Source organism: Chryseobacterium sp. Marseille-Q8038, from assembly GCF_965111995.1.
Map to the genome: position 1 here is coordinate 1,856,605 of NZ_CBCOPN010000001.1, position 10,941 is coordinate 1,867,545.

At 35.5% G+C, this 10,941-nt stretch carries 14 protein-coding genes; 2 read left to right on the plus strand and 12 right to left on the minus strand.

The genetic code is table 11. The features are described 5' to 3' along the window. Positions 1-28: 28 nt before the first annotated feature. The 10 genes from ACWPWS_RS08660 to ACWPWS_RS08705 all read right to left on the minus strand — a co-directional run bounded on the left by ACWPWS_RS08660 (position 29) and on the right by ACWPWS_RS08705 (position 6,241). Positions 29-388 carry a cupin domain-containing protein gene (locus tag ACWPWS_RS08660; RefSeq protein ID WP_309511362.1) on the minus strand — a complete coding sequence of 120 codons (360 nt, stop codon included), beginning with the start codon at positions 386-388 and terminating at the stop codon, positions 29-31. Then, a complete protein-coding gene (locus ACWPWS_RS08665; RefSeq protein ID WP_209785103.1) occupies positions 385-912 on the minus strand; it encodes a GNAT family N-acetyltransferase in 528 nt (175 codons plus the stop codon). The genes ACWPWS_RS08660 and ACWPWS_RS08665 overlap by 4 nt, the downstream gene beginning before the upstream one ends. Positions 913-915: 3 nt before the next feature. Next, positions 916-1,518 carry a DUF2911 domain-containing protein gene (locus ACWPWS_RS08670; RefSeq protein WP_105683501.1) on the minus strand — a complete coding sequence of 201 codons (603 nt, stop codon included), beginning with the start codon at positions 1,516-1,518 and terminating at the stop codon, positions 916-918. A 127-nt stretch (positions 1,519-1,645) separates the two neighbouring features. Beyond that, a complete protein-coding gene (locus ACWPWS_RS08675) occupies positions 1,646-2,251 on the minus strand; it encodes a CDP-alcohol phosphatidyltransferase family protein (RefSeq protein ID WP_454046192.1) in 606 nt (201 codons plus the stop codon). Positions 2,252-2,313: 62 nt separating this feature from the next. Continuing rightward, on the minus strand, positions 2,314-3,357 hold the full coding sequence (locus tag ACWPWS_RS08680; RefSeq protein ID WP_454046193.1) for a bifunctional transcriptional activator/DNA repair enzyme AdaA: 1,044 nt from the start codon (positions 3,355-3,357) through the stop codon (positions 2,314-2,316). Beyond that, positions 3,336-3,524 (minus strand): hypothetical protein, encoded by a 189-nt coding sequence (locus tag ACWPWS_RS08685; protein ID WP_454046194.1) that lies wholly within the window; start codon positions 3,522-3,524, stop codon positions 3,336-3,338. The genes ACWPWS_RS08680 and ACWPWS_RS08685 overlap by 22 nt, the downstream gene beginning before the upstream one ends. Before the next feature lie 97 nt (positions 3,525-3,621). Continuing rightward, a complete protein-coding gene (locus ACWPWS_RS08690; protein ID WP_454046195.1) occupies positions 3,622-4,131 on the minus strand; it encodes a methylated-DNA--[protein]-cysteine S-methyltransferase in 510 nt (169 codons plus the stop codon). A gap of 62 nt (positions 4,132-4,193) precedes the next feature. Beyond that, a complete protein-coding gene (locus ACWPWS_RS08695; RefSeq protein WP_454046196.1) occupies positions 4,194-5,072 on the minus strand; it encodes a hypothetical protein in 879 nt (292 codons plus the stop codon). Between the two features lie 63 nt (positions 5,073-5,135). Beyond that, positions 5,136-5,669 (minus strand): DinB family protein, encoded by a 534-nt coding sequence (locus tag ACWPWS_RS08700; RefSeq protein WP_454046197.1) that lies wholly within the window; start codon positions 5,667-5,669, stop codon positions 5,136-5,138. Between the two features lie 53 nt (positions 5,670-5,722). Then, positions 5,723-6,241, minus strand: coding sequence for a Crp/Fnr family transcriptional regulator (locus ACWPWS_RS08705; RefSeq protein WP_454046198.1), 519 nt, complete (start codon positions 6,239-6,241; stop codon positions 5,723-5,725). A 69-nt stretch (positions 6,242-6,310) separates the two neighbouring features. Between ACWPWS_RS08705 and ACWPWS_RS08710 the strand changes: the two genes are divergently transcribed. Continuing rightward, positions 6,311-7,165 carry a hypothetical protein gene (locus ACWPWS_RS08710; RefSeq protein ID WP_454046199.1) on the plus strand — a complete coding sequence of 285 codons (855 nt, stop codon included), beginning with the start codon at positions 6,311-6,313 and terminating at the stop codon, positions 7,163-7,165. An 18-nt stretch (positions 7,166-7,183) separates the two neighbouring features. Continuing rightward, positions 7,184-8,212, plus strand: coding sequence for a hypothetical protein (locus ACWPWS_RS08715; RefSeq protein WP_454046200.1), 1,029 nt, complete (start codon positions 7,184-7,186; stop codon positions 8,210-8,212). Between the two features lie 400 nt (positions 8,213-8,612). Here ACWPWS_RS08715 and ACWPWS_RS08720 read toward each other — a convergent pair whose 3' ends face one another. Beyond that, positions 8,613-9,665, minus strand: coding sequence for an alpha/beta hydrolase (locus ACWPWS_RS08720; RefSeq protein ID WP_454046201.1), 1,053 nt, complete (start codon positions 9,663-9,665; stop codon positions 8,613-8,615). After that, positions 9,649-10,923, minus strand: coding sequence for a PepSY-associated TM helix domain-containing protein (locus ACWPWS_RS08725; protein WP_454046202.1), 1,275 nt, complete (start codon positions 10,921-10,923; stop codon positions 9,649-9,651). Before ACWPWS_RS08725 ends, ACWPWS_RS08720 begins: the two co-directional genes overlap by 17 nt. Positions 10,924-10,941: the final 18 nt, after the last annotated feature.

Below are 10,941 nucleotides of genomic sequence, written 5' to 3' on the forward strand. Positions count from 1 at the left end.
CTTTTTATGTTTTGATTTTATTTATTCCTTATTCTTCCCTGTTTACCAACTCCATAGAGAAAGCAGGCAGACAGATCGCAAGGTATTCACAAGGTTCTGAAAATGGGTTGCTGTAACGGATTCTTGCTCCCTTTTCAATAAGAATACTCTGTCCTTTTTCCAAAACAACAATTTCGCCATCAATTTCAAATTGCTTTTTTCCTGAAATGATATAAGTGAATTCATCAAATTCAGGCGTCTGATGAGGCTCGCTCCAATCCGGAGGTGCTACCATATGAGCGATGGAAACATTAGAATTTCCGGTAGAATTTCCCCAATGCTCTTCAATCAGCTTTCCGTCTGTAGTGGGAACTACAAATGGAGATTGTTGGATTTTATATTTCTTCATGCCCAGTCATCTTTTTTAATTTCATAAACAAAATTAGTTCTTGAAGGTTCTGCGAAATACGCTACTTCTTCTTCAGCAATCTTTTGTCCTCCAAGTCTTTCCAGAGCTGTCTGTGAACGGAAATTCTCTTTTCCAATATGGAAATGAACTTTGTCTACGAACTGAAAAATATAATCCAGCATCAGCTTCTTAACCTGAGGATTGATTCCTTTTCCCCAGGAGTTTGTTCCATAGAAAGTATATCCGATGAAAATATGATTATCCTCTTCATCAAAGTCATAATAACGGCTGCTTCCTAATACATTTCCGGTAGCTTTCTCCATAATTTTGAAAGCTCCTCTACTCTCCATAGCTCCTGTAAAAAAGTTTTCAAAAACTTCTCTCTTATAACGATCTTTGTTCGGATGTTGTTCCCAAACTTTAGGATCGGAAGCTACTTCATATAAAGATTCAAAATCCCCTTGCTGTAAGGGGATTAATTGAAATTCTTCGTTCTCTAAAACAGGCTGAACAGAAAAATTCATTGTTTAACTCTTTTTAGAAGAATCTGATTCTATTTTCTTGATTTCTTTCAGTTTGTCAGAAATCTTGATCACTGTATCTAATTTTGATGGCTTCAACGGAACCTCTGCCTGAGCCATATCCCATTTGATGACTAAGTTTCCTGTATTTTCGTCTGTAGGATTCAGGGTAATTTCAAACCACTCCTGTTTGTCTGTCAATTTATTAACGGGTACAGTAACATCTACTACATCCTGTTTAGGATCATAAGTATAAGCACCCCATTGCTGGAAGTCTTTATTCAGGATTACTTTCCATTCTTTTTCTGTAGGAACGATGAATAATCCGTAGGTTCCTGCAGGTACTGTTTTTCCACCGAAGTTAACGGCTTGTCCGAAAGTAATTTTTGTTGATGAGTTAGCTCCTGCTCTCCAAACCTGGCCATAAGGAACCAATTCTCCGAAAATCTTACGCCCTTTCACTCCCGGTCTTCCATAGTCGATAGAGATCTTAGACATTGAAAACTGCTGCTCAACCTTCTGACGCGGACTTGCTGCCGGCACAGAATAATCCTGAGCAAAACTGAATGCTGAAACTGAAATGCAAACTGCTATTATTAAATTTTTCACGTGTAAATTTTTGCTTAAAATTACAAAAATCAAAACAAAATAGCTTTCACAAACTTCGTTAATTTTTGTTTTACCGATATTTTTCTATGAAGATGTTTTTAATTAAATTCTTGTAAAAAGTAAATGATTAACCATTGAACAATTTATTTTTCTTAATCGTTTTCCCCTTTCTAAGCAGTATGGCATGATAAACGGAAGGAACATCATTGGTCCATGTTTTCAGTAGTAAAAGAATCGCTATAATTTCTGCTCTCGTAAGGAGCCCAACCCAGAAACAAAGGTTAAATAAAACAATGGACTGGCATTGTAAAATAACCTGAATCAGTGTTCCAAAAAGTAATAAAGTCCAGATCTTGGCTCCAATAGAGTGTGTGGCTACTTCTTTTCGGAATCTTAAAAAGCTTACCAGATAAATAAGAGCTTCAGATCCTGCAAGAATGATTATTTTGGAAGCATTGGTTTTGAAAAAATCAGGGCATTGTATATAAGCGGCAACGCCTACTGAGATGAAAAAAATCTGATCAACAGTAGAATCCAGACGTCTGAGTTTTTGTGTTGAAATATTAAGATGTCTGGCGATAATTCCATCAAAAATATCGGTTAATAATCCTAAAGATAAAAGAACAACAGCGATTGTCTGATAAAACTCTACTTTAATAAGGCTTAAAGAAATAATAACAAACCCAATGATAAGTCTTGAGAAAATTAAAATAATCGGAATTTTTGATGTCATAAAATGGTAAAATAGGATTCTAATGAATAAAATCTATGCCACAAATTCTTTTGAGAAGATTTCTAAAACAAAATAGCCTTTTCAAGCTCCAATAGCTTTTGTTTTCTCCAGATTCCTCCTCCATATCCGGTTAACTGCCCATTACTTCCGATCACACGGTGACAGGGAATTAAAATTGAAATTTTATTTAACCCGTTTGCATTTGCCACCGCTCTTACAGACTTAGGGTTTCCCAGGATATCAGCCTGTTCCTGATAACTTCTTGTTGCTCCGTAAGGAATTTCTCTGAGAATATTCCAGACTTCTTTCTGGAAAGCCGTTCCTACCAAAGAAAGAGGAACTGTAAATTGAGTTCTTTTTCCTTCAAAATATTCTTTGAGTTCTTCTTCCAGCGTAGTAAAATGAGGATTTTCCCCCTGGATAATATTCGCTTTACAATATTCTGAGATACTTTTAAGTTCTGTAGGAAGCGCTTTTCTATCGGAAAATTCCAGAAGGCAGATTCCCGATTCATCAGCACAGGCTATCATCGTTCCCAGCATGGTTTCAATTCTCTTCAGGTCAATCACTTTTTCCATGCTATTCTTTTTAGGAGAAACCCCAAAAATATTTTTAAAACTCTCATTAAAACCACTCAGACTTTCATATCCTGTATCAAATGCAACTTCTGTAACTGATTCTCCCTGCTGAAGTTTTTTAAAAGCAGTATTGAGTTTCGACATCCTCTGAAAGGCATGAAAAGTTATTCCATGGTGTTTCAGAAACCATCTACGGATTGTTGCCGGTTCCAACCCTCTTTTTACGAGATCATAATCTTTAAACTTCAAGGTGGGATCATCAGCAATTTCTTTCAGTAATTCCTTGATATAGGAAGGAGTTGCGTTGAGGTTTTCCAAAGGTCTGCATACTTTACACGGACGATAGCCTTTCAACATCGCCTCTTTAGTATTGGAAAAAAACTCTACGTTTTCAAATTTAGGTTTCCTTGCCGTACAGGTGGGCCTGCAGAATATCCCTGTAGTCTTTACGCCCATCCAGAATATTCCCTCGAATGAAACATCTTTCATATAAGATGCCTCGTACATTATTTTTTCTGTGAGTTCCATGATTCAATAAAAAGGGGTGAAAATCTTCCTGCTGTTGTCATCGTCTTACTTGTTTTTTCAAGCTCTCTGTACATAAAACAGGCTAACTTTTCATGTACTTTTGCACTTTCTCCATTCCCAAAGAGTAATGGTTCTCTACCATGAGGTAATTGCTTAAAACCAATCATAATTTTTTTATTCAAAAGTAGAAAGATCATTGCGCTCTATACAACCGAAAAATGAACAACTATTTTTTAAATTATCATGTAAAACTGAAGTTTGGGGTTAAAACAAAATTGCTTTTTCAAGTTCCAGCAGCTTTTGCTTTCTCCAAATACCACCGGCATAGCCTACCAATTCACCATTAGAACCTATTACACGATGACAGGGAATTAAAATTGCAATTTTATTGATTCCGTTGGCTGTTCCTACGGCACGTATCGCCTTCGGATTTCCTAATATTTCTGATTGCTGCTTATACGTTCTTATTTCTCCCATGGGAATTTCACGGAGCAATTGCCATACTTTTTCCTGAAACTCAGTTCCTGTGGTCCATAAAGGCGTTTCAAAATGGCTTCTTTTTCCTTCAAAATATTCTTCCAGTTCTTTTTCCAGCTGTGTGAAATGCAGATGTTCTTTCTCTACAATCTCAGCTTTCAGAACCTTTGCCAAAGCCTTCAGTTGTTTATCAATATTCTTCCGGTCTGTGAATTCAAGCAGACATATTCCCTGATCTACAGCACAGGCAATCATTTCTCCCAGTGGAGTTGAGATATTTTTTTGGTGTATTTCCATTTCATGACAATAAAAAACCTCATAAGCTTTCTTACGAGGTTTAAATTTATATAAAAAATAATTTAATATCCATAAACAGCAGATACTCTTACATAATCATTTGAAATATTACCGGTCTTCTCCTGATAATACATTGTGAAAGGGAGATCATTATTTTGATATTGAGAAACTATTTCAAATTCTTTTTTCGGACTATCAGGTAATGAACCGAAATAATACTTTATCTTTTTACTTACATTATTCCTTGAAATTTGTGAGTAATCCTGAAGTATAAAAACATTATAAGCATATTCAGGTAGTGCCAATATCCTGTTTCTGTCAATCAAAAAATCAGGATTTGTATTCTGATCATATTCATAGGTCATCACATCTCTCAGCTTAGATAAATTTCCCTCTTCATACCTTTCAATCTTTGTTATATTCTTATTATTTATAAAGATTTTCAACATGTCTGTATTGAATGGTACTCCGGAATAACTATCAATATAGTTTTTCACAATAATGATATCTGCAGAGGGATACTCAAAGGTTCTGTAATTATTTACGTAGCCTGGATCTAAATTTTCTACCTTTATAAGTCTTTGATTATTATCATAAATAAGCTTTCTTTTTTCGCTGAATGGAGAGGCATCAGCAAGTCCGGGATAAGTGTTTCCTTCAATAGAAATTAAGGTGAGTAATCCGTTGGTATAGCTAAGATTTTCAGTATAATTTCCATTAATATCCCAAACCTTAACCAATTTATCATTGTCGTACTCAAATTTAAAATCTAGTTTCTCAATCATGGAAAGTACACCATTTACCTGCTCTTCATCTTTAATAGTAAGCGTTTTAATTTTAATTAATGGTAGATCGTTATTGGGGGTTTGATTGTCTAAATCATCTGAACTTCCGCATGATAGAATTGAGAAGAATAAAATTCCTAATAAATATTTTTTCATAAAAGGCTTTTAGCGCCGCAAAACTATGAAAAGTTCATAAATAACTCCAACATTATGAACTGACTATTTTCTGAATCTGCCCTCATATGCCTCGCGTTGTGATAGATAACAAAACGAAAAGTATCCCCCAGTTTCAGTTTGATCCTTTGAAATACTGATGCTGGTTTTGGTTTTTTGGAGATCAACATTATGGGCTTTTTCTAATAATTCAAGGAACTGCTGTTGCTGGAGAATAAATTCATTCACAACATTCTTATTCAACTGGCTGTGTATAGGATTCATTTCCTTAAGGGTTTTCATCTTATTCAGTTTCTCTTTGGGAAGCATACTTTTCGCAAAATAATTTCCTAGAATTCCTGGTTTGAAAATAGTTTTCGGAGAAGTTTTGGAGGCAGCTATTCTGTTGGTAATTTCAGGAATATAAAAGTCTCCGTATCGGTTGAGATGTTCCAGACATTCCAACGTACTCCAGGTATTTTCTGTGACTCTGAAGTTCAGCTCTTCTTCCGTTTTTTGCATAAGCATTTGCGCATATTGAATATGCTGGCTGGTTCTTCCTTTTAATTCATCCAATAATGCTGAGGTTGAAATTTTCATTATATTTTTTATACAAATATCCTGATCTGATTATTCTTAAATCTTGACTGAACTCAAGATTTTTTAAGTCGGGACAAAGTTTCCGGAGACATTCTCAGATAATTGGCAATATATTTATTGGGAACTTCCTGAAACAGCTTGGGACTTCGTTTCAAAATTCTCTCAAATCGTTCTCCCGGAGCGTTGATCAGTAAATCTTTTTCTCTTTCCAGCTGCTGCAATACCAGATCTTCAAGGATACTGATCCAGAATTTCATATGTTCATCATCCGATTGTATAAACTCATAAAAATCCTTTTTTGAGGCTATTTTTACGATTGTTTTTTTAATCGCCTGAATATAAAGATCCGAAGGTTTTTCCGATAAAAATGAATCAAGGCAGACCATAATATTTCCGGTATATCCGAAACGAATTATTCTTTCTTCATTTTCATCCATCATAAAAATCCGGACACTTCCTTTTTCAATATAATAAATAGAGGTATCTGTACTCCCCGAAATCTTAAGAAATTCATTTCTCCTGAATTCGTTCTTTTCCCAATGGATTCCGCTTTGAAGTAATTTTTCAACCATTTCATTTTATTATTTGCTTTTCCAAAGATAATAGGTAATTTTAAAGTTTTAAAACACTAATCACTGATAATGCTCAAAAAAACAGCCTTTTTCATGCTGCTTTCCATCGGATTTTCCGGAATGAAAGCACAGCAGACCATTCCTTTCCGGATCACCAAACATCATAATATCATTGTTAAAACTCTGGTTAACAAAAAAGATTCACTGAATCTGATGTTCCAGATTGCCATGAAGGATTATTCAATCTCTCCCGAACACAAGCTGAAAGCAGGTCATATTATTTTCAATAAAGATGAAATAAGTGATCATAATACCGTAGAAATTGGAAAAATTACCCAGAAAAATGTACGTTTTTTTGATAACCAATTAACAGGTCATGAGGCTGACGGAAAAATAGGGACCGGAATTTTTGAAGGCAAAGCTTTTAAAATTGATTATGACAACAATCAATTTGTGATGTATGATAAAATGCCGGACCTGAACGGTTTCCAGCCTATTAGTATCATCTTAGATCATGATGGATTCTACCTTGCCGGAGACAATATCATTGATGGAGATCATCAGCAGGAGGCCTATTTTGTCTTACAATCCGGATTTTCAGGAACAATTTTGTACAGCAACACCTTCGCAGAAGAAAAGAAACTGGACAAAAAACTAAAAGTAACCGGAGAAAAAACTTTGAAAAATTCTGAAGGGAAAAGCTTAATTACCAAACAGGCAGTTCTTCCTTATTTTAAATTGGGAAATCAGGTTTTTAAAGATGTTTCTGTAGGATTTTTCTCAGGAGAGCTAAAAACACAAAATGTAAGCTACCTCGGTGCCGATATGCTCCGCAGATTCATCTGGATATTTGATGCAGAGAGAAAAATGGCTTATATAAAACCCAGCAAATACTTTTCGGAACCTTATTACAAAATGAATTAGAATATGATAAACACCTTAATGCCAAGAAAGATAATGAAGATCAAAACTGCCGCAGCACTTTTGTTTTTTCAACTGGTTATAGTGAGCTGTCAGAAAGAAGAAAAGAAAGCCATTGTCACAGAAACAAAAACTACGATTGATTCTGTAAAAACAACAAAAACTGAAGAGAAAATAGATTATACCAACTTTAATATTTTCAGTCTTTCTATTATTTCATCAGCTGAAAAAGATTCTGATATGGATATTTTTATTTCTGTTTCGGATGTTTATAAAGGAGAGCAGCCTATTCCTGCTGCGATTCTTAAAAACCAGAAGCAGATGACGTATGAAAAACGCCAGCATTTTGAACTGGATGCTCCCAGCAGAAAAAAACTCCTGAACGGAATTCATCTTACGGAAAATGACTCATTGTATATTTATGAGTATGGATCTAACAAGCTGCAAAAAATGGCTGTCAGTAAGTTAAAAGCAGTGGCTTACCTAAGTCCTTATAGTGATAGTGAAGATTTGGATCCTGATTCTTATATGATGGGATTTCAGGTTGCCACTCACCAAAAGACAACAGACTACGACCGATACAATAATGCCATCGCTTATTTCGGGAATAAAAATCCTTTTGTAGAAAATAAAATGAAAGCTGTAAAATGGCAAAAAGCAAATACAGATATTTCTAAAAAATATTTTAGTCCATCAAAGCTAGCTCCAGGAAAGTCCTATCAGGCACAGTATGAAGATATAACTTACTATCTTCAGGATTATCTTGAAGAGGGAAATACCGTAGAACGTAAGCTGGCCGTTATCAATGATCGTAAAGAAAAGATTGCTGAGAAAACATTCAGCCTTGCAGGAAGTGATGGCGGAGAATTTCTACCTCTTTATGGAATAGATGCTGATGAAGCCAATATTTTCCAATTTACAGGTCATCTTTTCAAAGGAAAACCTCCGGTTATTTTTGGATTCATTGCGCAGTCGTTTGGCTGTCCTTCCATTAGTTTTTTAGATAAAAAAGAGAAGGATTTCCCGATTAATTGTGATAACAGGCATTAGGAAAGGCTTTCGGAGAAAATCTGCATAGATTCTTACGGAATGACAAACTGGGTGGATAGGCTTTTAGAATAAATCTGCGCAATCAGCAAAATCTGCGAGAAAAATTAAATAGGAACGGGCTTTAGCCCGTTTTATTTTTATAAATATTCCATTGGCTTTAGCCAAAATTTTTAAAGTTATCATCAATTAAAAAACTAATTATTTGATTTTGTCATTCTGACGAAGGAAGAATCTTATTGATAACAAACACATAAGATTCTTCACTACATTTCATTTCGTTCAGAATGACACTTGGAGACAATCTCTATTTTAACCGACAATCCATTGGCTTTAAAAAGTTATCATCTACCTAAAAATCCAGTCTGTTGGTTAACAGATTGGTTTTTTTATGTTCAGCTCATTACTTCTTAGGATAATATCTGTCTTTCAGATGGATAAAATAGGTTTCAGATTCTTTGAAGCCATTGCTCTTCATAAACCTGATCACTACATTCAAATAGTTTTCAGAAGGAGTAAAATCTGTTCCCATTTTTTCGGAAAACTTTTTATAATCATCTTCAAGCAACTTTGGATTTTTAGCAAGCTGTTTTATATCGGATCTGAATCCTTTAAATATGAATTTTAAAGCCTCATAATTTCCGGGATAGGAAACGGTTCCATGGGTCTCACCTTCGAAGAAACTATGTTTATAGTTTAAAGATCCGTTCTTTTCTATGATTCCTTTAAATTCTTCGATGGCCTGGGTCATATCGGAATTCCAGTTTTTCTGCTGTTCTTCATTATCAGCCTGAGAAACATACAAAGATTTTTTGACTGGGAATTTCTTATTCTTTTCCAGATATTCTTTTGTTTTTGCAATCATTACTTTATTATCCCACCATAAGCTGGGATCATTGGCAACATAAGCATTGAAATAATCGGGATTGGTAAGAAATGTATTAATGGCAAATAATCCTCCGAAAGAATGTCCAACCAACACAGAATAATCCTGCGTTCTGTAATTTTTACGGATGAATGATTTCAGTTCTTCCTGTATAAATTTTACAAATTTTTCACTTCCTCCACTGTCTGCAAAAAGAATAACGTTGGGGTTTACAGGACTTTTCTTCTGAGCTTTAGTGGGTGTAAGGTCTCTTGTTCGTTCTGTATTTTTAATACCTACCACAATACATTCCGGAATATCAGCATAAGGAGTTCGGGCAATAAAATCTGTTAATCCTGTGTAATATTCGAAATTGATTTCTCCGTCTAAAAGATAGATCACCGGATATTTTGCAGGACTGATGGTGTTGTCATTATACGTTTTAGGCAGGTGAACCCAGATTTCTCTGTTTTCATTTAAAACTTTTGAAAATAAATTTTGCTTCTCTCCAATGGTCAGTTTTTCCTGGGCTTTCCCCAACGTAAACAGTAGAAATAATGGGAGGTATACAATTTTAAACCAGTTGTTCATGGTGTGAATCTTTTCTGTGTTGATGAATATTTTTAATTTCTTTATTCTTTTTAGGGGACTTATTCTTCCTTCCCCACCAGATCAGGAATCCGGTAATCGGGAGGCTGGTACAGATAATCCCGATAATGAATGTGAATATTTTACCGAACATTCCGCCCCAATAGCCTACATGCAGGTCAAAATTCATATGCTCAATCACTTCATGCATCTGAACTTCTTTGGGATAATCTATCTCATTCCCGGTATATTTATTCGTTTCTATACTTTTGCCATTGACAAGGCTTTTTAAACCAATAAACTGAGCTATGCCCACGTGATAAACTGTTGCTGAATCATTTCTGGGAATACTCATTCTGAATTGCTTTGCTTCAGGAAACTCTTTAAATTTTTTCTCTACAAAATCAGTATATGATAATGCTTTTTTATCAGTATTAAATTTAGGTTCATACTTTTCTGCAATACTATGGGCATCAACAGCGCCTCCAAAAGCCTGCTGGGTAAGATTCGTTAAAACCTCATACGCCATAATCAGTCCTGTAATGGTAATAAACACAGCCGGCAGCAATGAATAAAACCCAAAAACATTATGAAAATCGTAGTTTTTCCTGCGCCATTTTGTTCCTGATTTGATTTTAAAAGCTGTCGTTCTTGTGGTTTTGTTCCATTTTTTAGGCCACCAGAGAATCAATCCGCCAATTAACTGGATAAAAAATATGACAGAAGCAATTCCAACCACAGTTTTTCCAAACTTTCCTGCCAGCAGCTGGGCATGGATATGCGCTACAATATAGAAAAATTCATAGCTTTTTGTGGAACCTATTACTTTTCCTGTGTAAGGGTCAAGATAATGATACGCAAATACCCCTCTTGGGCCACGGCCTTTCTTTTTGGGCTTTTCTGCCTTGTCAGCATTTTTATCTTTAGGCGGTTTAGTGGCTGATGCTACTCTGAAGCTCCTGTCCGCTTCTTTATAGGTATCAAAATAGAATGCTTTTCTATCCGGAACCTGCTGGTGGAATTGGGTCAGTAATTCTTCGGGAGTCATTTTTCTGGTATTCGCCGGAGCCTGAACATATTTGGCGCTTCCTCCGCACAGATCAATAATTTCGTCACAAAAGACAAATACGGTTCCTGAAAGAGTAACCGTCAGCACAATGATTCCGGAAACCAGCCCGAGCCAGAGATGCAGCCAGCCGGTGACCCGCTTGGTAAGGGATTTTCCTTGTTTTTTTTTAGGATTAGTTTTTTTATTTTCCATATCTGTTTCCATTCTCCA